The organism is Propioniciclava sp., assembly GCF_047602245.1.
GTDB lineage: Bacteria > Actinomycetota > Actinomycetes > Propionibacteriales > Propionibacteriaceae > Propioniciclava.
Genome location: NZ_JASGHT010000001.1, coordinates 2,971,683 through 2,996,730 on the forward strand (window position 1 = coordinate 2,971,683; position 25,048 = coordinate 2,996,730).

Below are 25,048 nucleotides of genomic sequence, written 5' to 3' on the forward strand. Positions count from 1 at the left end.
TGTCGTTGTCGCCACTTGACACCGACTCCTCAGCCGTCCGCACGGCGTTTCCACCAGACGGCCGCCGCAGTCCGGCTGGTCAGGCCGGCCTTGCGATAGACGGAATCCAGATGCTTGCGGACCGTTCGTTCGGTGATCTCCAGCCGGCGCGCGATCTGGCTGCTGGTCAGGCCGAGGGTGAGTAGGCAGAGGACTTGCTGCTCACGAGCCGATGGCCAATAGTCGCTTTCGGCGGTTCGCTCCGGCAGGCGGAGTGGTGTTGGTGAGGCAGGCTGCGGCCGATCCGGGTGCTCCCCGTGCTGCTCCGCGGCATCGCACAGCTGGCGCAGGGCCGACCGCATGATCAAGGCGCTGGCCACCACCGTTTGGAGCCGGGCGAGCAGGCTCATCTGATCGGGTGAGAAGTCCTCGCGGGTGCTGTGCCCGCCGAGAAGAACGAATGTCTCCGGGCTGCTGAACAGCGGCGCCGCGCAGGCGTATTTCGTGCCATGGGGGCGGGAATGGGTGCGGTGGAAGATCTCGGTGTGCCGGAAGCTGCGTAGGTCGACGACATCGCTCAGCCGGATCGGTGCCGCCGTGTTCTGCTGCACCATCGTGGCGATGCCGGGGTGCCGGCGGACGTCATCGATGTCGACCGCACGCCCCGGTGCCATTCCGCCTGACCGCGCCGGGGCTTCCACCCAGTCGAGCAGGCGCAGGCTCCACGGTCCGGTTCGGGCGAACCGCACCAGGTGGAGATGGACATCGTCGCCGAAGAACTCCTGCAGGCTTTCGCAGAGCGCACCTTCCCAGGGAGCCGCGCTGCAGGCGATCGCCCACGACTGTTGTCTGGCGATTTCCAGGAGTCTTCCATCAGCGGGCATCGGATTCACCCCTCGTCATGGCCGACATTCAGGTGTTTTTGCCAGTGTCGAGCCGAAGACAATGCCTGGTACATCCCGCAGATGGGGGAGGTTTCGTGTCATCCCCCTGATCGCTCACGGCGTCCAGTCGGGCCCCAGGGCGGTGGCGGAGTGCACCAATGCCTCGCGTACGGCGGTCAGTGCTGGATGGGAGCCGGCTGATGCCCGCGCCGCGGTGAACACCGTGCGGCGCGGCGCGTCGGGAAGATCGAGCAAGCGCATCCGGGTCGCCACACCGGAGTGCACGAGCCCGGGCAGCAGTGCGACCGCATTGCCGGATTCGATGAGGCGCACATGCACCTGCAGGTCGGCGGCCTCGTAGCGGACGTCCGGCTCGAAGCCCGCGCTGCGGCAGGCCTGCTCGGCCCAGTGCCGGCTGGCGGCGCCTGGTCTCTCCATCACCCAAGGCAGCTCGGCGGCATCGGCGAGCGTGGCGATCCGGTCGAAGGCGGGATCGGCGGTGCCGGTGAGGGGGAGCCCGAGCTGGATCGGGTCGCCGGTGAGCGGGCGGCGGTCCAGCCCGGGAAAGTGCGCGGCGGAATGGCCCGGGTATTGCTCGGCGACGACGAGGTCGAAGCCACGCGCCCAGGTTTCCCGTAGCCCGGCCCCGGGTTCGAACTGCACCACCTCGACGCGCAGGTCGGGATGTTCCTCACGGAGCCGGTGTAGCGCCGGGGGGACGATCGACAGGATCGCGGTCTGGAAGGCGGCCACGCGGACGGTGCCGCTGACCTCGTCCCGGACGCGGTGCAGTGCGGCCTCGGCGCGCTCGAGTCCCGCGAGCAGCACCTCGGTTTCGGCGACGAGTGCTTCACCGGCCGGGGTGAGTTCGAGCGTGCGTCCGGACCGCCGGTACAGCTCGACTCCGGTCTCGCGTTCCAGGATTCCCAGCTGCTGCGACACCGCCGAAGGGCTGTAGTTGAGCGCCTCGGCGACGGCCGCGACCGTGCCGCGGACGTGCAGTTCCCACAGCAGCCGCAGCCGCTTCATCTCGAGCATCGTGCCTCCTCCGCAGGGCTTTCGGGGTGGACCTGGGGTTGTGAAGTGAAGGCCTCCGACAACCCGATTCAGGTAAACTTCACATTATCAGGTAGAAACAGTCGCTTTACTTCATCCCTATCTGTCGCACACACTGATGCCAGGAGCCTCTGCTCGCGCGCAGAACCGTTGGAGCCCTCCACCTCAGACCCCAAGTCACGAGGGCTTTGGCGTGCCCGCAGGTCCGTTACATAGTTGTTAGGTCGCCGTTACACAATCGTTCGAAAGGTCACACCGTGAGCAGTGTTCGTCCTCAGGATCTCGCGTCCGATGCCATCGCGTTGGTGCAGCGGTGGCTGAAGGAGGCGGCTGGTTATCCGGTCGCTTCGTCCGCCCAACTTCTCGCCGGGGTGCTGCGTGACCCCCACGGTCTTGAGTTCACGGTGGGCTTCGTCGATGGTGTGGTGCGGCCGGAAGACTACGGTGCCGCAGCGAAGAAGCTGAACGAGCTGGTCCCGCTCACCCCGAAGTTCCTGCCCGCGCCGATGCGGGCCGCGATCGGTGTCGGCGGTGTGGTGGCCAAGCCGCTCCCGGGCGTGGTCGTCCCGATCGCCCGCAGGGTGCTGCGCGAGCTGGTCAGCCACCTGATCATCGATGCCAGTGACGCGAAGCTCGGCCCGGCGATCAAGAAGATCAAGACCGACGGCGTCCGGCTCAACCTCAACCTGCTCGGTGAGGCGATCCTCGGCGAGCACGAGGCCGAGCGCCGGCTTGCCGGTACGCGCGCGCTGCTGGCCCGCCCGGATGTCGACTACGTCTCGATCAAGGTGTCCGCCACGGTGGCGCCGCACAACCACTGGGCGTTCGACGAGGCCGTCGGCCACATCGTCGAGCAGCTGACGCCGCTGTTCGAGCTCGCCAATGCCGCCAGCCCGAAGAAGTTCATCAACCTGGACATGGAGGAGTACAAGGACCTCGATCTCACCGTCGCGGTCTTCAAGCGCATCCTGGAGCGTCCGGAGTTCAAGAAGCTGGCCGCCGGCATCGTCCTGCAGGCCTACCTGCCGGATGCCCTCGGCGCCATGATCGACCTGCAGGAATGGGCCGCGGCCCGGGTCGCCGACGGCGGCGCCCCGATCAAGGTGCGCATCGTCAAGGGCGCCAACCTGCCGATGGAACAGGTGGACGCCGCCCTGCACGGCTGGCCGGTCGCCACCTGGGGTTCGAAGCAGGACTCCGACACCAGCTACAAGGCCGTGATCGACTACGCGCTCGACCCCGAGCGGGTGAAGAACGTCCGGATCGGTGTGGCCGGCCACAACCTCTTCGACGTGGCGCTGGCCTGGCTGCTGGCGAAGGCCCGTGGCGCCCAGAGCGGCATCGAGTTCGAGATGCTGCTCGGCATGGCGACCGGCCAGGCCGAGGCGGTCAAGCGCGAGGTCGGCTCGCTGCTGCTCTACGTGCCCGTCGTGCACCCGCAGGAGTTCGACGTCGCGATCGCCTACCTGATCCGCCGCCTGGAGGAGGGTGCCAGCCCGGACAACTTCATGTCGGCCGTCTTCGAACTGAACGACAGTGCCGAGCTGTTCGAGCGTGAGAAGAACCGCTTCCTCGCCTCGCTCGGTGACCTGAAGGGCATCACCGGCGACGGCTCGGTCGAGTCGTTCGCCGTGCCGGCCCCGAATCGCCTGCAGGACCGCCGCCACTACGACGAAGCCGGCGCCGAGCAGCGCGTCGACGCCCGGGTCGAGGCGGGACGCCGTGGCGAATTCGGCAACACGCCCGACAGCGATCCGGACCTGCCCGGCAACCGCGTCTGGGGACGCGGCATCGCCGACCGGATGGTCGGATCAACGCTCGGCACGGCGCTGGTGGAGTCGTCGCGTATCGAGGATGAGACGGTGCTGGACGAGACGATCGCGCGCGGCATCGCGGCGTCCGGCTCGTGGCAGGCCTTGGACGCCGACGAGCGCGCCCGCATCCTGTACCGCGCGGGTGAGCGCCTCGAGGCGCATCGTGCGGATCTGCTGGAGGTGATGGGGTCGGAGTGTGGCAAGACCCTCGACCAGGGCGATCCGGAGGTGTCGGAGGCGATCGACTTCGCCAACTACTACGCGATGCTCGGCCAGCTCCTCGGCCAGGTGGACGGCGCCACCTACCAGCCGAAGAAGCTGGTCGCGGTGATCCCGCCGTGGAACTTCCCCGTCGCGATCCCGGCCGGTGGTGTGCTCGCCGGGCTGGCCGCCGGTGCGTCGGTGATCATCAAGCCGGCATCGAGCTCGGCCCGGTCGGCGGCGGTCATGGTGGAGGCGTTGTGGGAGGCCGGTGTGCCCCGCGACGTGCTGCAGTTCGTGCAGTTCACCGGCCGCGAGCTGGCCTCGAAGCTCGTCGCCGATCCGCGGGTGGACCGGCTCATCCTCACCGGCGCCTACGAGACCGCGGTCAGCTTCCGCGAATTGCGCCGCGACCTGCCCATCCTCGCCGAGACCAGTGGCAAGAACGCGATCATCGTCACCCCGAACGCGGATCTCGACCTGGCCGCGAAGGACGTCGCGCTGTCGGCGTTCGGGCATGCCGGGCAGAAGTGCTCGGCGGCCTCGCTGGTGGTGCTGGTCGGATCGGTGGCCACCTCGAAGCGCTTCCGTGGCCAGCTGCTGGACGCCGTCCGCTCGCTGAAGGTCGGCACGCCGGAGCACCTGGAGACCCAGGTGGGCACCATCATCACCGCGCCGTCGGGCAAGCTGCTGCGTGGCCTGACCACGCTCGGCGAGGGCGAGCAGTGGCTCATCGAGCCGAAGCCGCTGCCCAGCGACAGCCCGCTGGCGCTCGACCAGCGCGGCGGCAACAAGCTGTGGCGTCCCGGTGTGCGCGAGGGCGTGCGGCGGGGCTCGGAGTACCACCTCACCGAGTACTTCGGGCCGATCCTGGGCATCATGACCGCGAAGACCCTCGATGAGGCGATCGACATCGTCAACCAGATCGACTACGGCCTCACCAGCGGCCTGCACTCGCTCGACCGCGACGACCTGGCGTTGTGGCTGAACCGGATCGAGGCCGGCAACCTGTACGTGAACCGCGGCATCACCGGTGCGATCGTGCGCCGCCAGCCGTTCGGCGGGTGGAAGAAGTCCGCGATCGGCGCCGGCACCAAGGCCGGGGGACCCAACTACCTGCACGGTCTCGTCGACTGGACCGACGCCCCCGTCACGGGCGCGACGCGCGCCCCGCGTCCGGTCGCGGCACGCCTGCTCACCGCCGCCGAGCAATCCGGCGTCAGCGGCGAGGATCTGGCCTGGCTGCGTGCCGCGCTCGGTAGCGACGCGGACGCCTGGGCGGAGGAGTTCGGCATCGCCCGTGACGCCTCCCAGCTCGGTGTCGAACGCAACCTGCTGCGCTACCTGCCGGTCGAGGTGGTCATCCGGGTCACCGAGGACGCCGCCCTGCACCACGCGGTGCGCGCCATCGCCGCAGGCCTCGCCGCCGGCGCCAAGCCCGTCGTCAGCACCCCGGTCGCCCTGCCGAAGCCGGTCGCGGACGCGCTGGCCGCCGCCGGTCTCACCGTCCACTTCGAGGACGAGGCCGCCTGGCAGGAGCGGGTCGGCGCTCTCGCCGCCCAGGACGGACCGCACGCGGGCGCTCGCGTCCGTATCGTCGCCGGAGCCTCCCGCGAGGCCCGGGTCGCCGCGGTCTACGAGGCTGCGCACGGCAAGCCGGACGTCGCCGTCTACGGCGGCGAGATCGTCTCGGCCGGCCGCGTCGAGATGCTGCCGCACCTGCACGAGCAGGCGGTGTCGATCACCGCGCACCGCTTCGGCACGCCGAACCAGCTCTCCGACGGGCTGATCTGACCTGGAGCCGGGGCGCTCCGGCGCCCCGGCTCTCGTTTCCTTCACCCACCTCCCGAGAAATAGGAGAACAACCATGTCCGAATCTGCGCCGCCGCCCAACACCCGGCCGCCGACACGCAAGCTCGAAACCAGCGATGTGATCGTCGTCGAGCCGTCCCGGATGAAGCTCGCCCTGCGCGGCGCCTTCGTCGGCAACTTCATGGAGTGGTACGACTTCGGCATCTACGGCTACCTGGCCGTCACGATGACGAAGGTCTTCACCGAGGGCATGCCGAAGGAACTCGGCCTCACCGTCACCCTGCTGGGCTTCGCGGTGTCGTTCCTGGTGCGCCCCTTCGGCGGGCTGATCCTCGGCCCCATCGGTGACCGGATCGGCCGCCAGAAGGTGCTCTACTTCACGATGGCGCTGATGGCCACCGCGACCGCGCTCATCGGCGTGCTGCCGTCGGCGGCGCAGGCCGGCGGCTTCTGGATCATCATCCCCCTCTACCTGCTCAAGATGATGCAGGGGTTCTCGACTGGCGGCGAGTTCGCGGGCGCGACCACCTACGTCAGTGAGTTCTCCCCCGACAAGGACCGCGGCTTCTGGGCATCGAAGCTCAACGTGGGCTCCTACCTCGGCTTCGCCGCGGGTGCCACCGTCGTCGCCATCACCACGTTCATCACCGAATACGCGATGGGCATCGACAACGCCATGATGGACTGGGGCTGGCGCATCCCGTTCCTGCTCGCCATCCCGCTCGGCTCCATCGCCATCTACTTCCGGATGCGCATTCCCGAGCCCCCCGGCTTCGAAGAGACCCGTGCCGCGCAGGAGGCATTCCAGCCGACCGACCCGCTCGACCTGCAGTACCGCCACAACCTGCCCAGCCTGATCCGGGTCTACTGGAAGCGGATCCTGATCGGCATCGCCATCGTCGCCGCCGAGGGAACCGCCGGCTACGCGCTGACCAGCTACATGCCCACCTACCTGGAGGAGGAGTTGCAGGTCTCCAACCTCAACGCCGCCATCGCCACGGTGCCGGTGCTGGTGGTGATGTCGCTGATGCTGCCGACGATCGGCCGCTGGTCCGACCGCATCGGACGCCGGCGCGTCTACTTCCTCGCCACCGGGTCGACTCTCGTGGTCATGCTGCCGGCCTTCGCCATCCTGCAGCTGGCACCCCAGCTGGGCATGTGGATCGTGTTCGTCGCGCTCGGCCTGGTCGCCGTCCCGGTCGCGTTCTTCGTCTCGATGACCGCCTCCGCGCTGCCGGCGCTGTTCCCGACGGCGGGACGCTTCACCGGTATGGGGATCACCTACAACATCGCAGTCTCCCTCTTCGGTGGCACGACCCCGCTGTTCGCGAACCTGCTCGTCAACGCGACCCACGGTTCGCCGGTCAGCCCGTACATGCCGGCGATCTGGATCATGGCCTTCTCGGCGATCGCCGTCGCGGCCGTGTTCGCGATGCCCGAGACCGCCGCCCGGCCGCTGCTGGGGTCGGTCCCGACCGTAGCCACCCGCGAAGAAGCGGAAGAGCTCGTCAAGACGCAGGACTCCAACCCGCTGATCGACGTCACCACGATGCCGCTGTTCGCGTCGCCCGGACGCTGACACTCCGGTGAGGCCCGGACCCTGACTTCTTCAAGACGTCAGGGTCCGGGCCTCGATGCTGCCATCTGATTGACTCGACCCAAGGCGGAGGCGAGCGGGGGCACCTCGACTCATCGACACGAGCGAGACCAGCGGAGTAGCCTTCGCTTCACTTCAGGTCTCAGCTGCCCCTGTTCGACAGCGCCGCGAGGAGGCGCCATGCCATCGGATCCGGCTCGTCCGCCCACGGTGGATGACGCCGTCTTCACGCGGTGGGCGCTGGAGATGTACACCGACGCGCTCACGACGGTGGTCGACGGCGGCGACCACCGTCCGCTCGTGTTGAGCTGGCTCGGGCGCGCCTTTCGTGCACGGGCGACGGGTCATATCAGGGTGGATCTCGGCGAGCCCCGTTCGGCGTTGTGTCTGTGGCGGCAGGAGTCCGACGAGATGGCGTCGACGATCGACTTCACCATCCCGGAGACATGGTCGGCCGACACGCTGGAGGAGGTCTGGTACGGCTGTGCGGCCCGTCGTTTCGTGATCGATTGGTTCGCCTCGGCTCATCTGTCGGAGCTTCCGGTGATCGCCGATCACCACGGGTTCACCGTGGTGTTGTTGGGCACGATGGCCAGGCCGGATGAACGGGATGAGGCTCGGCTGACCGATGTGCGTCGCCATCTTGAGCTGCTCGAGCGTGCCCGCCGGACGGCTCCTTCGGTGACGCCGGCCACGCCAGCTCCGCCGTCCTCGGTTTCGTTGCCTCAGCCGACCTCGCGGGAGATCGAGGTACTGCGGCTACTCAGCGAAGGCATGCTGGCCCGCGAGATCGCGGCGAGGATGGGAGTCTCCGAGCGCACCGTGCACAAGCACTTGGGCAACGTCTACGCGAAGCTCGGCGTGCATGATCGCTTACTCGCGGTGCGCCGCGCCGAAGCGCTCGGCCTGTTGCCGCCCGTACCCCTGTGGGGGGTGTCGTAACTACGTATTGTCACGGTGCGCCGCTGATCGTTCAATCGAAAGCGTGAAGCATCATCTCATCCTCAAGATGCGGGCCAGGCTCCCCGAGCCGCCCGTCATTCCTGACTGGGTGGGCTTCATCGGCGACAAGACCCACACCGTGACCACGGTCAATGCCGAGGTGGACGCCGTCCTTCACCGGATGCCCACCGACTTCTGGGTGACCCACGAGTACATTCCCGCGGGCGGTGCCTGGAGCCCCGAAGAGGTCTTCCACGGTCTCGACCGCACCTACCGGATCCTGCTGCTGGACGCGTCCGTGGTGGCCCCCGAGGTGCTGGCATCGCTCGGTGCGCTGGGCACCGTGGAGCGGTGCAGCCAACTCGTGGTGGCGTCGGTCGATCTGCCCGATGCTGGGGAAGCCCGCTCGCTGAGTGCTCCGGGGTCTACCCGGGAACTGATCGGACTGGACTTCGCGCAGGCGTTCACCCGGGGCGACCCGCACGTCCACGTGGCCGTGCTCGACACCGGCGTCGATCTGCACCATCCAGAGCTGGCGGGCAAGGTGGACGCCGCCGCCGATTTCGTCGATCTCGCGGGCCTGGATACCAGCGACTTCGTCGGGGACGTGCTGGATGCCGACGATGATCCAGACGACGAAGTCGGCCACGGCACGCATGTGGCGGGCATCATCGCGGCAGCAGGCAAGGCGATCGATCCGGGTGTCGCGCCGGAATGCCGGTTGATGGCGGTGCGCGTCCTCGCGACGATGAAGACCGAGGCGGGCCTGCAGGGCGCCGGCATCGTCGACAACATCAATCCCGCGCTCAAATGGTGTGTCGACCGGGGCGCCGACGTCGTGAACATGAGCGTCGGGATTCGCCATACCGAAGGCGGCCTGCCACATGCCGATGTGGTGCGCTACGCACAGAGCAAAGGTGTCACGGTCGTTGCGGCCGCCGGGAACGACGGCGGACCGACCAAGTACTACCCGGGCGCCTTGCCCGGTGTCATCGCCGTCGGCGCCTGCGACAGCGCCGGACGCGTGGCGTCGTTCTCGTCCTACGGGGCCGACATCACGGTGATCGCTCCCGGGGTGCAGATCCTCAGTTCGTACGCCCGCGGGCGCTACGCCGTCGCCTCGGGCACCTCCCAGGCCTCACCGTTGGTCGCCGGGGCGGTCGCCCTGATGAAGTCCTACGGACGTCGTCACGGGTTCGGGCTCGCCGGCAACGACGTCATCCGGGTGCTGCGCGAGACCAGCGACCGGATCGACTCCCGCTCCCGTAGCCCGCTCGCCGGCTACGGACTGATCAACCTCACAGACGCATTCAAATGGCTCTCGCGCTCGCCTCGACCGCGCAGCGCAGCGGGCAACCCACGGTAAGGAGACAGTGATGCCGAACTTGGTCACCTCCACGGTGCTCGACAAGGGAGCTGCCGCGAGCGGCTTCCGCATCAAGCGGACCCTGGCCACCGTCCAGGGACAGCAAGCCGCCACCGACCAGACGGTCGGCGCGGTGCTGGACGAACTCGACGCCCTGCTGCGCAAGGCGGTGATCGGCGCCGACGAGCCGACCGACGCCGTCACGGCCCTGGCCAGACTGACGTTGACCCCTGCCCGCGCGAAACAGGTCGGCGTCGGACGATGGGCGAAGGAGAGCCTGGCCGCAAAGCTGAAGTCCCTGGTCGAGAACGACGGCGAACTCACCATCAGCGAGGTCATCGCCGCCAACCAGGACCTCAGCGACCTCCGCTACGCCTTCGATGCGGACCTGCAACAACAGAGTTCGGTGCTCGACTTCAACACCCGCGTCGTCCTGGATCGCACCGGCATCCGCGACCTGGTCTTCGCACGCGGCACGCTGCTGTTCGGCATCCGTCAGCGGGCGAGCCTGCTGACGTTCGCGACATCCCACCGGCTCGGTGCCGGTGACATGGTCGGCTACGCCAAGGTGAGTGCCGCCCGTGAACTGGTGGCCGCCCAGTCGCTCCGGGTGCGGTTGATCGAGGACGACGACAGCCACCTCGTCGCGGCGCTGAGGGCTTCGGAGGCCTTGTTCACCGCGGCCGGATTCCCCGACGCGATGCTGTCCTTGGTGAAAACCGATCTCGCGGAGTCGAAGTTCGACGACATCATCGTCGCTTCGAAGGTGTCGGTGCCCGCCGAGCTGAGGCCTCGCCTGATCGCCCTGCTCAACGCGGCCCCGGTGACCGTCACGGAGGAGAACGCGGCCTATATGGTGCCGCTGTATCTCGCCAAGGCAGCGTCGGCGGAGCCGCTGGCGGCGCCCAGCACGGATCCGTTCGGGGTGACCTTCTACGGTGACGACGCCGCGTCGAGTTCGGTCAACAGTGCCGCGGTGAAGTGCGCAGCCCAGCTCTATTACGTGATGACGCTCGGCGACGAACTCGGACTGTTCGAAGCGATGCGCTACTTCACCGACAGCTACCTCTACCACGACGGTCTCGCCGTGGAAGACCCGGTGTTGCGCAAGGACCTCGAAGACTACGTCTTCTCCGGGCGCTTCCCGGTGATCGACTACCGCACCGGGCAGATCGACAAGGTCAACGCGACGCGGGAGCCGTTGCGCCGCGCCTACTACCGTCAGGTGTTCAACTCCGGTTCGGCGCCGACGGCGGGCGACGCACCCGTCAACGACGAGTTCCTGCGGTTGTGGAAGATCCTGATCCTCGAATCCGCACGCTACCTCGAGCGGGCCCAGGTCAGCCCCAACCCGGACAACTTCGTGTCGCGCCAGAACGTCATGCAGGCCGTCGAAGACCTGCAGTACAACCTGTCGAGCAACTGCGTCGGCCTGGCCACCGTGATGACGCCGCTGATGAACGCCGAGTTGGACTTCCTCGTCACGCGCATCTTCCAGCATCCGGAGATCCGCTCTCACGTCGTTCCGGGCGGTGGGTCGTGGCTCAAGGTCGTCGAGAAGCTCGCGGTCGCGCGAGGTGCGCGGGCGCGCGTGTCGGTGCTCAACAACAAGGCGCGCCTGGGCTACACGCTGATCAACCAGATCGCCGACTACACCGCGTGGTCGTTCGAGCAGGATGGCCCGTTCTCGGAGTTCATCTCCAACGTGGACGCCTTCATCACCACGCAGAGCATCCTGCAGGAACAACTCGCCGACGATGATGAACGCCGCGAGACCAGCGGGGACGCGCCCACCACGATGCCCGGCATGCCGGATCCGGCGTCGTTGCCGGGCATGCCACCGGGACTCATCCCGCAAGGCCTGATTCCGTCGTCCAGCGGTGCGCGCACCGCGCCGGGCGACGAGTGGGACTTCTGAACCGGCCGCGACAAGAACGGAGCTAACGATGACCGACATCTCCTCCTGGTCGCCCGACGACGAGATCCTGACCATCGCCCGCCGCAACGCCGTGCAGGTGCTGGCACCCAGTGGACCGTTCCAGTCGATGGCGCTGGCAGACCAGCAGAGCGTCTATCTCTCCCTCGTCGAGGAGGAGGTCGATCGTGAACGCGCGCGCCGTGGCCTGTCGCCTCGTGCCGTCGTCCGGGCGATGGCCACCGACTCGGGCGAAGAGATGGGATTCGACGGGTACCGTCCGGGCTTCGAGGGGTCGACCGAGGCCTTCAACGAGTTGGTGGACAGCGTCGATTTCCCTCAGTTCGTCGCCGACCTGATGAAGGCCGTCTTCAACGCGAACCTGAAGGTGATGAAGGAACAGACCGACTCCTACATCAAGCTGATGAAGGAGGCTACGAAGTCGACGGCCGAATTCATCACGAAGATCAAGGATGACGAGTCCTTCCTCAAGTTGGCCGAGTCACGACCCGAGCAGTTCGGCGTCACGACCGAAACCGGTCCGGACGGCCGGCAGAAACTGGCGCTGACCACCCCTGATGGCGACAAGAAGGATCCGGAGGACGCCGAGGTCAAACGCGCCGTCCTCGAGGCGAAGATCAACATGGCCAAGGAGCACCGTGCAGCGCTACGCGAGGTGCTGCTGATGGGCGTCACGCGCCTGGTGGTCGAAAAGGGCGTCATCGAGGCCGGCGTCGAGTTCATGATCACCGCCAATCGCAAGTCCACCGCGTCCCATCAGGACCAGAACATCAACACGACGACCCTGCAGATGGACTACGACCCTCCGCTGTTCGGGCTGTTCGGTGGGCCGAGCGGCAGCATGTCGATGACCAATACGAATATCCAGATCAATACGTCGCAGAAGGAAGCGACCGACACCTTGTCCGCCAAGCTGACCGGAAAGGTCAATATCCAGTTCAAAACCGACTATTTCAAGCTGGACAACTTCGCGAACATGTATTCCGACGGCGGCACCGCCGCGTTGGCCCCGGGCGGCGCGGCGGCACCCGCTGGTGCTCCGAGAGCGGTCACCGGCAGGTAGGCAGGCGAGATGGCACTCGCTCAACTCCGGGAGGTGGATGACGATGGACGCACGATCACCCTGCAGGTGGACACCGGCACGAACCCGCTGGCGCGCGCCCTCCTCGGTCTCGAGGTGCGCGACCTGGACGGTATCGCCGTGGTCGATCAGCCGTACTGGGTCGGCCCGTGGGTGCGCAACGAGCGGGCGGGCCGCCACCTCGACACCACGATGCGACTGGCGTTCGATCGTGGAGCCGTCCGCGAGCGCGGCACGCTCGTCCAGGTGCAAACGGCCAAGGACGAGTCCGGCCGCAGCCGGGCGTTCTCGCGGGCGGAAAGGCTGGGGGCCGGCGGTGGTAGTCCCGTCCTCGGCCGTGCCCCGAGTGAGGACCGGGCCATGACCGCGTCCTCCTCACCGGCGCGGACCATGCCGGAACCCCTGCGCACGGGGGTCGCGCACCGCACCGCCGCCGGCGCGTTCAGCCGAGCGGCGTCGTTGGATGACCTCCTGGGTTCGCTCGTCCGCGCCGCGGCGCCGCTGCTGCGCGACCTGCTCGGGGGAACCGGGGCGGCGTCCCTGGTGACGCCCGAGGTGCTCGGCGAACTGCTGCGCACGGTGCTCGGTGCGACCGGAACGGTGCCGGCTCCGGCCGCGGCGTCCGCGCCCACGATCATCGCGCCCACGATCACCGCGCCGGCGACCCCGACGACGGGAGCCACCACGCCACAGCCACCTGCTGCGCAAGCCCCTGCCGCGACCGCCGAAACGGCGTCCGTAGTGGCGCAGGCGCCGGCCGAGTATCTCTTTTCCACCCCCGCGTCGGTCCGTCCGCAGTGGCGATCCTCAGCCATCGCGCAGGCGCAGGCGTGGCCCGCGGCGACACCGCCCTCGGTGCTGCCGCTGCTGCTCAACGCGCTCGCGATGCGGCACGCGAGCTGTCGCGAGGCCGCCACACCGCTGGCGAGCGCGCTCGACCCCCGCACGCGGATGCGGCTGCTGCAATTGCTGCGTTCGGCAGGCGAGGACGACGCGTGGGCCGAGGTGATCGGCATCCTCCAGGCACGCCCCGTATCCGCTCCGGAAGGGACGCCGGTCTGGTTCGCCCAGTCCGCCAGCACCTCACCGGCACCTCAGGACGCCGGGCGCGCCAGCCGGGCGCTTCTCACCCCGGTACAGGCGCCGGCGCTCGACCGCCCCGGGGGCGCACGCGTCGTCTACGCGCCCACGCAGACGGTCTCGCTGCGCTTCCGCCTCGACGTGCCCGCCGATGGTCCGGCCACTCCCTTGCCCCGAGCGATCCTGGAACTGTCGGTGCGCGAGCCGGGGACCTCGACCGTGCTGCTGTCGCGCACGGAACGGCTCACCGAGATCGCACCCGGCGGCGTGTTCGCGGTGACGCTGTCGGGCCATGACATCGCGGCGCTTCCGCAGGAGGTCGACCTCGATGTCGTGGCGGAGCTTCGCTGGCCCACCTCCTCCGGTGTCCACCGCAGCGTCTGCGCGAGCCGCGTGGTGGTGGCCGCGCCGTGCACCGTGCGCACGGTCGGTGATCGCGTCGGCGCCCCGATCGAACTCACCGACATGCCCCGGTATCGCACCTTTTGGAATCGGGTCTGGACCACGCAGGACGGAGACGACGCGGCGTTGTGGGGCTTCGACAGCGCCGTGCGCTACTCGGTTCTCCTCACGGCGGGGGAGACGAACGGACTCATGCAGACGCGCACCGCGCCGGGCACACCCGCCGGCGGGGTGCGTAAGGTCACCTCCGGGCGCGTGAAGGCCGGGATCGAGGTCGCGGTGCCGGAACTGAACGCCTTGCTGGCGCTGTGGCCGGGTCATGGACCGCTCGACGCGGTTGACGTGACTGCGTTCCGCAGCCCCGCGTGGTTGTCGACCCAGGGAGGCGACGCCACGGTGAACGTCCGCTTCGAGGGACGCCGCCGCACCCGGGGAGCGCTCTGGGCCGTCCCGGTGATCGAGTTGCGCACCTTCACCGTCGGCGCGCCGGCAGAGGTCGATGCCCACGGTCAGGTGCTGAGCATGGCCGACCGACAGGTCGCCTTCCCGGTCGTTCAGGCAATCCGGTTGCTCGGACTGACGTCGACCGATGAGCAGCCTGATCCGACCCCGGAGGGCTACCTGTTCGACGGCTACCAGGTCGTGTTCGATGTCAAGGCCGGTCTGGAGCCGGCTCGGAGCGCGGACTGATGGACGAGGCCTTCATCCCCCTGCACCGGCTGCTGCCGGCGCTGCTGCCGTTGTCGCCGCCCATCGAGGACGCCGCCCGCGGTATCCGTCAGACCATCACCGCATGCGAGGTGACCACGCCGATCGAACTCGATCTCACGGTCACCGGCGGGCAGGTGCAGATCGGTGCCGCGCCGCCGCTGTACCACCTCGAGACCTCGCTGGCGCCGGTCCTCCATGCGGTGCGCATCGTCGTGGTGACAGGAGAGTCCGATGGCTGAGAACACGCCCTGGCGCCTGGAGGATTTCGTCGACTCGCTCGTCGTCGAACTCGACAAGACCCGCGAGACACTCGCCGTCAAGGCGATCAACAAGCCGTTGAGCTACTCGGTGAAAGAAGTGTCCCTCGACGTCAACGCGTTCCCGACCTACAGCGATGGATCGGTGCGGTTCGTGACAGCTCGCCCCGGCGAGGAAGGGTCGTCGCGATTGTCGATCCAGCTCAACTCCATTACCGACCAGCAGGTCCGGGCCAGCACCAAGACGCGGGGGCCGTCGCCGGCACCGGATCGCCTCGACGTCGACGAGCCGACGCGGACGAAGCTGAGGCGGATCGGCGTCAACTCGATCGAGGACCTCCAAGAGCTCCAGGAGCGCAAGGTCGACCTGCGTGCGGCGACGGATTCGGACATCGACTACGGGCAGATCGCCCGCAAACTCCAGCAGTCGCGGCGCAGCAAGGCCGCGCCGGTCATCGACGGTGTCAGCCTCTCTCAGTCGGACGGGTCGCCCGTGCTGCTGGTCGAGGGCCGGAACCTGTCGGTCGACTCCTCGTTCGCTCCGGTCGCCGTGGTCAACGGGGAACTGGTCGAGGTCGTCTCGCGCGGTCCGGCGCACCTGACCCTCCGCCTCGACGACGCCCGTCTGCTGCAGGACGACAACGAACTGGTGATCACCTTCGACCAGTTCGCGGTCGTGAAAGTGAATGTGAGGTCCTGACATGGCATATCCCAGTAGTGGCAACGTGGACGCCGCCTACGCGCGCCTTCTGACCGGTTTCTACGGTCCTCCTCGTCGCGCGCCGCGTCCGTCGCCGCGGGCCGTTGGCCTCAGCATCGACACGGGCGCCGACGTGCTGCCGGCCGTCGTGCCCGCGGCGGATGCGGAGGAATACGTCGTGGAACGCGGCGAGCCGCCCGCCGTGACGTCACCGGCCGGCACGTCCCCCGCGACGGCCCCTGCGATAGCGGCCGAGGGGTCGTCCGCTCCGGTGGCTGCCGTGGTGCCGCCGCCGGCGGCGTCCGACCCCGCACCGGATCCTGCCCCGCCTGCACCGGTGACGCCGTCGCCTCCGCCGCCGCCCGGGGATGCCGCACCTGACCCCTACTCGGCAGCGATCCGGCAGCCGGAGCCGGCTCCACCACCTCCGGCACCGATCGCCCCCGTTGAGCGGCCGGTGGACCCGTTCGAAGCCGCGCGCCCACCGGTCCCGAGCGACCCGCCCGCCGAGGCGCGCGCGGGACTCGCGGAAAGCGACCTGGCCGCCGACATGCAGGCGATCCTGACCGGGCAGAAGATCTACGATCCGGCCACCGGCGCCATGCGCGAGCGACAGGCGTCGCCACCACCGCCCCCGCCCCCGGTGGAGGCGAAGAACGAGCAGGCGATCTTCGACCGGATCGCCGAAAGCATGGCCTACGCGCAGGCCTATGACCTCGGAACAGTCGAACTGCAGCGTCGTTTCGACAGCTTCGACCAAGCGCTCCAGGCGCAGGTCGCCCCGGCCGGGCCCCGCCCGTCCCCGGCTCCGCCCGCCGCCGCGCCAGCCACGGTCGGCCAACGTGAGTTCATCCGCGACCTGTCCGCCATCGAGGACGCCCGCCGGTCGGCCGAAGCGCCACCCATCCCCGTGTGGAGCCACCTGTATCCCGTCACCGATGCCGGCCGCGTCGCCCTCGGGGGCACCGTCCAGGCGCTTGGCGGCGACGGATTGAGCCGCCCGTTCTTTGACACGGGCGAACACGTGCGTGCCGGTGACGAGGTCGCCGTCCTGCCGCTCAATGTTGGCGGTGTGCCCTTCAGCTACGGCGACCTGATCGCGATGGGGGACTTCTTCGACGGTCCCGACGGTCTCCTGGCGGCCGCTCCCGAGCAACTTCAGACCATGCGCACCCTCATCCGCCGCAGCGCTGACCACTACCGCAGCGGTTCCGGGAGTAATCCGAACGACGCGGAGTGGCAGAGGGCCACCGGCGGCATCTATCTGACCTTGGCCAAGGCCAACTACGACCATTTCTCGCCGGCCTCCCTGATGGGTGAGTCGTTTGCCCAACGGTACGGTGACAACCGCGCTCGCTATCGGGAACTGCATCAGCGGGCGTTGGCCGAGTCGCAGCGCCTGCATCTCGCCCACCCGAACGCGACGCCCTCGCTCGAATCTGCGCTGATCGTCAACGCATTCGCCGATCACTTCCTCACCGACGCGTTCGCCGCCGGGCATCTCGTCAACAAGGAGGTCGTCATGGGCCGGTTCCGTGCCGGCTTCTACGACGGCTCGACGTTGACCCGCGAGGCGAATGAGTTCTTCGGCCGTGTGGCCGAGCGTGCCTTCCGCGGTGAGGTCAAGGCCAAGTTCAGCGTCCTCGAGCAGTACGACCCCTCGATCGGAATCGGAGGTGTGGGATGGCATGCCAACATCAACACCGTCCACAACTTCACGGAGTTGCTGCGCAAGGCCGCGGCGGTCAAGCCCGACGAGATCGCCAACCTTGCGGTGAAGAGCGTGCACGACCACCTCAACAAGGTGGGCGTGGCGGTCAGGAACGCCGCAGGAGCCGCTCCCTGGACCGTGCACGGCGACGGACACCTCGACCCGGCGACCCTGGCGGTGATGCGCCAGGCTGTCGCGCAGTCGGTGGCCAACCTCAGTGACCCGGGGTTGCTGGCTAGCGGCGTCGATCTGAGCACCTTTGTCGAGCGGGTCTGGGCGCACACGCCCGTCCCGACGCCCGACGGCCTGAAGGTGATCCGGGCCGCCGTCGACACCTACACCTCGCCCACGTCGGCTGCTCTGGTCGACTCGGCCGCCGCACTCATCACCGACCAGGTCGACCAGTTGATCAGCGAACTGCTCGAAGGACATCACCTGCGCCGGGCGTAACGTATTCGGGAAGGACATGCCATGACACGCACCTCAGGTACCTCACGCTCGGTCTGGAGCGCCGTGCAGTCGGCTGCCGATCGCCAACTCGTCGTGCTCATCGAAAACGGTGGCATCGACCTGGGCCTTCCCGCCCTGGTCGAGAAGCTCGTCCAGGCGATCCCCGGCGCGGAGGCGATCATCACCCCCGACGTCCGCCGGAGCCTCGCCGAGACGATCAACGAGGCGATCCGCAGGACCGTCGACACCATGCTCGAGTCCGCCGACCTGGCGCTGAACAACTTCGGGGCGGCGCGTCCTGGGTTGTACGCCGACGTCACGATCCTGCGCGATTCGACGGCGACCCCCGCAGAGCTCCGGGCCACGCTGTTCGATGCCACGCGTGCCGGCCGCGTCATCGATCTGCTGATCCTCACCCACGGCGGCAACGGAGAATTCGTGTCGGCCACCGGCTCGGTGGACGCAGCATGGATCCGGGCGCTGCGCGCCGACTACGGCGGCGCCCTGAACGTGCGCGGCGTCTACATGATGAACTGTGTCGGATCGAGCCTGAACCCGGCCTGGCTGGATGCCGGGGCACGGACGAGTTCGGGCGCGCACCGCAACAACTATCTGCCGGAACCGACGCTCCACTTCTTCTGGAAGCGGTGGAAGGCGGGCGAGAGCTTCGAAGCCGCATCCACCGGTGCCTACCGGGACACGATCGACGTCATCAACGCGGTCGTCCGCGGCTTCGTCTCCCGGCTTCCGATTCCCGGTGCCTCCCTGCTCGCCGGCCGTATCGACGCGGCCAGCTGGGAGTTCGTCGTCGACAGCCGACCGGAGATCGCCGGGGCGGGGTCGGTCACGATCGCGACCGACGCCCTTCCGCCGCCGAGGTCGGCGCAGCAGTCCGTGCTGGTGACCACGGTGGTCCCGTCGGTGCGGCGCGGCGCCGGTGGCGTGGTGGTGCCCTTCTCCAGGCGTGTCGAGGTTTCACCGGCCGGGCGGACGTTCATCGAGAACTGGGAGCGTCCCTACCTGGCGCCGGGGACGGCCGGCGAGGCAGAGTTGGCGCGCAGGATCGCGGCGGCCGAGGACTTCCTCGCCGTGAAGTCCGGTGCTCCCTTGGCCGTGCATCAGATTGATGCGCTGGTCAGTTTCGCCTGCGGGATCGGTGCGCAGGCCTTCCAGCGGTCGTCCGTGCTCGCCCAGCTCGAGCGTGGCGAGGTCGCGGGGATTCCCGCCGAGATGCGGCGCTGGACGCGCGTGCGCACTCCGGACGGCGTACGGGAAAGCGCCGTGCTCGCCGAACGCCGACGCGCCGAGGCCGAGCTCTTCGCCGGAGCGGTCGCCCTGGCGGTTCCTGCCTCGAAGGAGGTCCGCGTCTATGCCTACCAGCAGAACCCGTTGTTGCTGCTGACCGGCGCGGAGGCCGCACAGATCGGGCTCGGTGCGGCCGCCATCGTGCAGACCCAGGTCCTGGCCAAGGCGTCCGGTTCGCTGACGGTCAGCTACGACACACAACAACGCCTTCTCACGCCCGAAGCCCGCAAGCAGATGCCCGGAGCGAAGGCTACCGGTCAGGCCCATGAGTACCGCCAAGGTATCGTGCGGATACCGCAGGTTCGTCCCGGCACCGCCTACGCGGTGCTCACCATTCGCTGGGAAGGCAACGCTTACGGCGAGATATCGACGCCGGTGATCGAGGTCGATCAGTCGCGTTCGAGCGGGTGGGAGAGTTCCGAGGCGTCGGTCCATTTCCGCGCGATCACCCGCCTGCCGCCGGATGGCGATCCACGCACGTGGCCGCTGCACTACCACTACGACGGGCACTTCGATCCCCTGGGCAACGGAGAGTGGGAGTTCAGCGGCGATGTCGCGATCGACGCGTTCGGCGGCATCCGGTTCAGCAACCTTCACTCCACCTCGCGGTCGCTGATCGGTGGGAATTGGGGAGACGACGTGTTCAGTTTCCCTGACGTCGTCGTTCCGGTGCCGGCCATTCCCGAGGACCAACTCGCCTACCTTCGCGCCCACCCTTCATGGTGAGGAGGCCGCCCTACCCGAGCAAACCCCCGGGCAGGCTGGCCTTCAGCGATCCCTGACGCTGAAGAGGTGCCTGGAGGAGTCGGTGCGGCCTACTACCCTTGGGCTCATGACGCTCGACCTCGCTGAACGCCGCGCGCGCCGCGCCAACGGCCTCCCCGGTCCGTCGGCGTCGGAGAACCAGCACTGGGCGCTCCGGGTGCTGACCAGCCCATGGACGTGGGTGACGCTCGGCCTCACCGCGATCTACGCCGGTTGCCTGTGGTGGATGTACTCCACCTCGATCCGCGCGACGGTGCTGGAGGAGGGGGTGATCCCCGGGCTGAACCCGTCGGCGATCCGCCGCGCCGCGCAGCTGGCCTGGCCGACGCTGCTGGCGTGGGTCGTGGTGTTCGTCTGCCTCGACCGGTTCAGGCCGATGCGTACGCTGTTGTGGTGGCTCGCCGTGGGCTGGGGCGGGGCGGTCGCCACCGCGTTGTCGATGATGATCAACACCTGGGCCGGGCAGCACCTTTCGATCGTGGGCGAGGGCGATCCGGCGTCCGGCGCGCGCACGGCCGTGTTCATCGCCCCGTTCGTGGAAGAGGCGACCAAGGCGACGGTGCTGTTCGGCATCGCGATCGTGCTGCGCTACCGGCTGGTCTCTCGCATCCAGGCCGCCGCGTTGGCGGGACTGTCGGCGGCGGGCTTCGCCTTCACCGAGAACATCCTCTATTACAGCCGGGTCATCGTGTACTCGTCGACGACGATCGAGGCCGGCGATCCGCAGGCGGCGCTCAACGAGATCGTCTTGCTGCGCGGTCTCAAGACCGCGTTCGGGCACCCGCTGTTCACCATCCTCACCGCGATCGGCCTGATCATCGCCCTGCGCGCGCGCAGCAAGGTGGTGCGGATCATCGCGCCGCTGGCCGGCTACCTGCTCGCCGCGTTGGCGCACATGGTGTTCAACTTCTTCGCCAGTGTCGGGATGGACGCCAACGTGATGGCGGTGATCGGCTGGATCATCGCCTTGTCGCTGGCATTCCACCTGATCCGGCAGGTTCTCGCCGAGGGGCGCCGCCACCGCGATCGCCTGGGTGACTACGTGATGATGGGTTGGCTGCCGCCCGAGGCGGTGGTCGCCTTCAGCCGGCAGCGGACGCGGTGGGCGAGCCTGCGCAACGCGGTCAGCTACGGCTGGCGGCCGCTGATGGCGACCTTCCGGCTGCAGCGCGCCATGAGCGAACTGGCGCAGCTGCGCGACGCGCAGGTGCGCGGTGCGATCGATGAAGCCGGGGACGGCCGTGCCCGCGAACTGCTCGCCACCGCGCACGCACTGTGGCCGGTGGCGATCACCGACCCGAAGGCGCAGCGCTTCCAGTTCCCGAAGATCCCGAATCCTCTGCGGCGATTGCGGCGCCGCAGGCAAATGACTCCCGCACCGACGGCGTCCATGCCGCTAGGCTCGCCGGTGTATTCGCCCGTGGACCCGCGTTGGGGGCCGCCGAAAGGATAGGACGCCATGAGCACAGTGGCTCTCGCCGAAGCGCTGGTCGTCCTGCGCGACGCCGTGAGCGCCGTGCGGCTGCCGCTCGAACTGCCCGGCAGCGCCGAGGCGTCCGGCACCGCGCGCGCCATGGCCACGCAGCTCGACGACTACATCCTGCCGCGCCTGGACCGTCTCGAGGCGCCGCTGCTCGCCGTGGTCGGTGGCTCGACCGGCGCCGGCAAGTCGACGCTGGTGAACTCGCTGATCGGGCGGGTCGTGTCGCGCCCCGGCGTGATCCGCCCGACCACCCGCAGCCCTGTCTTGGTGCACCATCCCGACGACGCCGAGCACTTCACCTCCGAGAGGGTGCTGCCCGGGCTGGCGCGCTCGTTCGATCCCTCCCACGACACCAGCACGCTGCAACTGGTCGCCGAGCCGTCGCTGCCGCGTGGCCTGGCGCTGCTGGACGCCCCCGATATCGACTCGGTGGTCGCCGAGAACCGGGCGCTCGCCGCGCAGCTGCTGGCGGCGGCCGACCTGTGGCTGTTCGTGACCTCGGCGGCCCGGTATGCCGATGCCGTGCCCTGGGAATATCTGCGCTCGGCCGCCGAGCGCGGTGCCGCGGTCGCGGTGGTGCTGGACCGGATCCCGCCTGCGGCGATGGGCGAGGTGCCCGCGCACCTGGGCGGCCTGATGACCGAACGTGGGCTGGGTCGCTCACCGCTGTTCGCCGTCCCCGAGACGACCACCGACTCCGCAGGCATGCTTCCGGACGCCGCCGTCGCGCCGATCCGGGGCTGGCTCGCCACGCTGGCCGCCGACCAGGCGAGCCGGCAGGCGGTCGTCCTGCAGACCCTGGAAGGCGCGATCGGCTCGCTGGTGGACCGCGCGCCCGCCGTCGCGACCGCGCTTGACGAACAGGCGGAGGCGCTCGCACGGCTGCGCGAGGACGCTGAGAAGAGCTACGCCGAGGCGGTGCGCACCGTGGGCGTCCAGACAGCGGACGGAACCCTGCTGCGTGGCGAGGTGCTGGCGCGCTGGCAGGACTTCGTGGGCACCGGCGCATTCATGCGGGCCGTCGAAGAGCGGATCGGCCGGTTCAGGGACCGAATGCTGTCGGCGTTCAAGGGCGAGCCGCCGCAGGTCGCCGAGGTGAAGCTGGCCGTCGAGTCCGGATTGGAAGCCCTCGTCCGTGAAGAGGGCGACGCCGCGGCCGAGCGCGCGGAGGCGTCCTGGGCGGCGAACGCGGCCGGGCGGCAGGTGCTCGCCCGCGCACGCTCCGACCTGGCGCACTCCTCGCCCGACTTCGCCGAGGAGGTGCAGCGCTCGATCCGCGCCTGGCAAGGCGATGTGCTCGATCTGGTTCAAGAGGTCGGCGCCTCCAAGCGCAGCACCGCCCGCTATCTCGCGCTCGGCGTCAACGGCGCCGGAGTGGCGCTCATGGTTGTCGTGTTCAGCCAGACCGGAGGCCTGACCGGTGCCGAGGTGGGGGTGGCCGGCGGCACGGCTGTGCTCGCCCAGAAGCTGCTCGAGGCGGTCTTCGGCGAGGACGCGGTGCGCCGGCTCGCCAAGCAGGCCAAACAGTTGCTCGACGAGCACATCGAGTCGCTGATGGCGATCGAGCTCGGCCGCTACCACCACGCGTTGACGGGCGTCGGCGTCGATGCCCGGCAGGCGTACGCCGTCCGCGCCGCCGTCGCAGGTCTGGCCGAGCGTCGCGGCCAGACACGGATCGTCCCGCTGCCAGCCGCCGAGCATCCGGTGCTGAGCGGCGAGGTGCTCGAACCTGCTGACGAAGGCTACCGGGTGGAGGTGCCGCGTGAAGGATGACCGGCGCAAGCAGCCGAGCCTGGCCGCACGGTTGAAGTACCTCGATGATGCGATCGATCTCGCGCGCGGGCGAGCCCCAGAATCGGTGATCGAGGCCACCGATGCGCTCATCGAACGCGCGGGGGAGCGTCTGTCGATCGCGGGCGAGCACACCGTGGTGGCATTGGCCGGGGCGACCGGGTCGGGCAAGTCGAGCACGCTGAACGCCGTCACCGGCACCCAGTTGGCGACAGCGGGCGTGACCCGTCCGACGACCAGCGAGGCGATGGCGGTCAGTTGGGGCACCGAATTGCCCGCCGAGTTGCTGGACTGGCTGGGCGTGCGGCGCCGCCATCTGATCGCGACCGGGGACGGCGCGCTGCGCGACCTGGTGCTGCTCGACCTGCCCGACCACGACTCGACCGAGGTCGCGCACCGGCTCACCGTCGACCGGCTGGTCGAACAGGTCGACATGATGGTGTGGATCGTCGACCCGCAGAAATACGCCGACGCCGCGCTGCACGACGGCTACCTCAAGCCGTTGGCCAGCCACGCCGACATCATGGTCGTCGTGCTCAACCAGGCCGACCGGTTGACGCCGGACGCGCGGGCCGCGGCGCTGGCCGACCTGCGCCGTCTGCTGGATTCCGAGGGGCTCGGTGCCGTCCGGGTGTTGGCGATGTCGGCGGTGACCGGCGAGGGTGTGCCTGAGTTCCGGGCGGTGCTGGAGGCCGCGGCCCGTGCGAAGGCGGCCTCGCGGATGCGGTTCGCCGCCGACGTCACCCGCCAGGCCGGTCTGCTGGCCGGCGAACTCGGCTCAGGGCCGATTCCCGTGCTCGACGAGGCCTCGCTGGAGGGCGTGTACGCGTCGATGGCGCAGGCGGCCAGCGTGCCGGTGGTGGTGGACGGCGTCCGCGACGCATGGCAGCACCGTGGCGCGCTGGCCACCGGCTGGCCGATGGTGTCGTGGGTGAAGCGGTTGAAACCCGACCCGCTGAAGCGGTTGCGGATGGGGCTGGCGCCCACCGCACTCTCACCCACCGAGGTGAGCCGGACATCGCTGCCCAAGGCGACCTCGGTGCAGCGCGCCAAGCTGGACGCCTCCGTGCGCGGCGTGATCGAGACGGCGACGGCAGGGCTTCCGCGGGGGTGGGCGGACCGCATCCGCGCTGTGGCCCGCGGCAACGACGCGCGCGTGATCGACCGGCTCGACCGAGCGGTGGCCTCCACCGATCTGAAGATGGACGCCGGGCACGGCTGGTGGATCGTGGTCACCATCCTCCAGTGGCTGCTCTTCGCCGCGCTGGTCGCCGGGGGAGTGTGGCTGCTGCTGCCGGCCCTGCTCGCCCTGGCCCAGGTGCCGGTGGAGTTGCCGCTGCTGTTGTGGTTCGGCTGGCCCGCCCAGCTGGTTCTCGTGGCCGGCGGTGTGGCCGGCGGCGTGCTGGTGGCCCTGCTCAGTCGCGTATTCGTCAACGCGGGCGCGGCGGTGAAGGCGCGTTCGGCGCGACGGGCGCTGATGACGTCGGTGACCGAGGTAGCCGACGAGGAGATCGTCGAGCCGGTGCGTGCGGAACTGGAACGCCTGGCCGCCGCGCGCGAGGCGGTCGCCAAGGCGCGGTAACACTGCTGGTCAACCCTTCACGTCGTGCGGTCGAGTGCGGCGGTGCGGCGGACGCCCCGGGTGCGCGGGGTGTTTGTCCACAGCAGGATCGCTGCCCGTGGGACGCGACGCGAGTTGTCCACAGCCAGCGAATCCGTTGCCCA

At 69.0% G+C, this 25,048-nt stretch carries 16 protein-coding genes; 14 read left to right on the forward strand and 2 right to left on the reverse strand.

Annotated elements, in window-relative coordinates:
* Positions 1-29: 29 nt before the first annotated feature.
* Both QM708_RS14105 and QM708_RS14110 read right to left on the reverse strand, forming a co-directional pair.
* A complete protein-coding gene (locus QM708_RS14105; protein WP_415109821.1) occupies positions 30-863 on the reverse strand; it encodes a LuxR C-terminal-related transcriptional regulator in 834 nt (277 codons plus the stop codon).
* Between the two features lie 114 nt (positions 864-977).
* On the reverse strand, positions 978-1,901 hold the full coding sequence (locus QM708_RS14110) for a LysR family transcriptional regulator (protein ID WP_415109824.1): 924 nt from the start codon (positions 1,899-1,901) through the stop codon (positions 978-980).
* 275 nt (positions 1,902-2,176) lie between these two features.
* Between QM708_RS14110 and QM708_RS14115 the strand changes: the two genes are divergently transcribed.
* The 14 genes from QM708_RS14115 (at position 2,177) to QM708_RS14180 (ending at position 24,905) form a co-directional block, all read left to right on the forward strand.
* Positions 2,177-5,728 (forward strand): proline dehydrogenase family protein, encoded by a 3,552-nt coding sequence (locus QM708_RS14115; protein ID WP_415109827.1) that lies wholly within the window; start codon positions 2,177-2,179, stop codon positions 5,726-5,728.
* Between the two features lie 73 nt (positions 5,729-5,801).
* A complete protein-coding gene (locus QM708_RS14120) occupies positions 5,802-7,325 on the forward strand; it encodes an MFS transporter (protein ID WP_415109830.1) in 1,524 nt (507 codons plus the stop codon).
* 198 nt (positions 7,326-7,523) lie between these two features.
* Positions 7,524-8,285 carry a helix-turn-helix transcriptional regulator gene (locus QM708_RS14125; RefSeq protein ID WP_415109833.1) on the forward strand — a complete coding sequence of 254 codons (762 nt, stop codon included), beginning with the start codon at positions 7,524-7,526 and terminating at the stop codon, positions 8,283-8,285.
* Between the two features lie 43 nt (positions 8,286-8,328).
* On the forward strand, positions 8,329-9,651 hold the full coding sequence (locus QM708_RS14130; RefSeq protein WP_415109836.1) for a S8 family peptidase: 1,323 nt from the start codon (positions 8,329-8,331) through the stop codon (positions 9,649-9,651).
* A 10-nt stretch (positions 9,652-9,661) separates the two neighbouring features.
* Positions 9,662-11,569 (forward strand): hypothetical protein, encoded by a 1,908-nt coding sequence (locus tag QM708_RS14135; protein ID WP_415109839.1) that lies wholly within the window; start codon positions 9,662-9,664, stop codon positions 11,567-11,569.
* A gap of 28 nt (positions 11,570-11,597) precedes the next feature.
* Complete coding sequence (locus tag QM708_RS14140) at positions 11,598-12,650, forward strand: hypothetical protein (RefSeq protein WP_415109842.1); 1,053 nt, start codon at positions 11,598-11,600, stop codon at positions 12,648-12,650.
* Positions 12,651-12,683: 33 nt separating this feature from the next.
* Positions 12,684-14,840, forward strand: a complete 2,157-nt coding sequence (locus QM708_RS14145; protein WP_415109844.1) for a hypothetical protein — start codon at positions 12,684-12,686, stop codon at positions 14,838-14,840.
* A complete protein-coding gene (locus QM708_RS14150) occupies positions 14,840-15,100 on the forward strand; it encodes a hypothetical protein (protein WP_415109847.1) in 261 nt (86 codons plus the stop codon). The genes QM708_RS14145 and QM708_RS14150 overlap by 1 nt, the downstream gene beginning before the upstream one ends.
* Positions 15,093-15,818: a hypothetical protein gene (locus QM708_RS14155; RefSeq protein WP_415109850.1), complete on the forward strand. Its 726-nt coding sequence runs from the start codon at positions 15,093-15,095 to the stop codon at positions 15,816-15,818. The genes QM708_RS14150 and QM708_RS14155 overlap by 8 nt, the downstream gene beginning before the upstream one ends.
* Position 15,819: 1 nt before the next feature.
* Entirely contained in the window at positions 15,820-17,979 is a 2,160-nt protein-coding gene (locus QM708_RS14160) for a hypothetical protein (protein ID WP_415109853.1), read from the forward strand.
* A 21-nt stretch (positions 17,980-18,000) separates the two neighbouring features.
* Positions 18,001-20,010 carry a lysozyme gene (locus QM708_RS14165; RefSeq protein ID WP_415109856.1) on the forward strand — a complete coding sequence of 670 codons (2,010 nt, stop codon included), beginning with the start codon at positions 18,001-18,003 and terminating at the stop codon, positions 20,008-20,010.
* Positions 20,011-20,116: 106 nt separating this feature from the next.
* Positions 20,117-21,502: a PrsW family intramembrane metalloprotease gene (locus QM708_RS14170; protein WP_415109859.1), complete on the forward strand. Its 1,386-nt coding sequence runs from the start codon at positions 20,117-20,119 to the stop codon at positions 21,500-21,502.
* Between the two features lie 6 nt (positions 21,503-21,508).
* A complete protein-coding gene (locus QM708_RS14175) occupies positions 21,509-23,305 on the forward strand; it encodes an ABC transporter (RefSeq protein WP_415109862.1) in 1,797 nt (598 codons plus the stop codon).
* Complete coding sequence (locus QM708_RS14180) at positions 23,295-24,905, forward strand: GTPase (RefSeq protein WP_415109865.1); 1,611 nt, start codon at positions 23,295-23,297, stop codon at positions 24,903-24,905. The genes QM708_RS14175 and QM708_RS14180 overlap by 11 nt, the downstream gene beginning before the upstream one ends.
* The last annotated feature ends 143 nt before the right edge of the window (positions 24,906-25,048 follow it).

Coding starts and splice junctions, on each gene's coding strand:
- QM708_RS14170 (WP_415109859.1), top strand. CDS start 20,117: ATGACGCTCGACCTCGCTGAACGCCGCGCGCGCCGCGCCAACGGCCTC.
- QM708_RS14135 (WP_415109839.1), top strand. CDS start 9,662: ATGCCGAACTTGGTCACCTCCACGGTGCTCGACAAGGGAGCTGCCGCG.
- QM708_RS14165 (WP_415109856.1), top strand. CDS start 18,001: ATGACACGCACCTCAGGTACCTCACGCTCGGTCTGGAGCGCCGTGCAG.
- QM708_RS14140 (WP_415109842.1), top strand. CDS start 11,598: ATGACCGACATCTCCTCCTGGTCGCCCGACGACGAGATCCTGACCATC.
- QM708_RS14125 (WP_415109833.1), top strand. CDS start 7,524: ATGCCATCGGATCCGGCTCGTCCGCCCACGGTGGATGACGCCGTCTTC.
- QM708_RS14120 (WP_415109830.1), top strand. CDS start 5,802: ATGTCCGAATCTGCGCCGCCGCCCAACACCCGGCCGCCGACACGCAAG.
- QM708_RS14150 (WP_415109847.1), top strand. CDS start 14,840: ATGGACGAGGCCTTCATCCCCCTGCACCGGCTGCTGCCGGCGCTGCTG.
- QM708_RS14155 (WP_415109850.1), top strand. CDS start 15,093: ATGGCTGAGAACACGCCCTGGCGCCTGGAGGATTTCGTCGACTCGCTC.
- QM708_RS14160 (WP_415109853.1), top strand. CDS start 15,820: ATGGCATATCCCAGTAGTGGCAACGTGGACGCCGCCTACGCGCGCCTT.
- QM708_RS14105 (WP_415109821.1), bottom strand. CDS start 863: ATGCCCGCTGATGGAAGACTCCTGGAAATCGCCAGACAACAGTCGTGG.
- QM708_RS14110 (WP_415109824.1), bottom strand. CDS start 1,901: ATGCTCGAGATGAAGCGGCTGCGGCTGCTGTGGGAACTGCACGTCCGC.
- QM708_RS14175 (WP_415109862.1), top strand. CDS start 21,509: ATGAGCACAGTGGCTCTCGCCGAAGCGCTGGTCGTCCTGCGCGACGCC.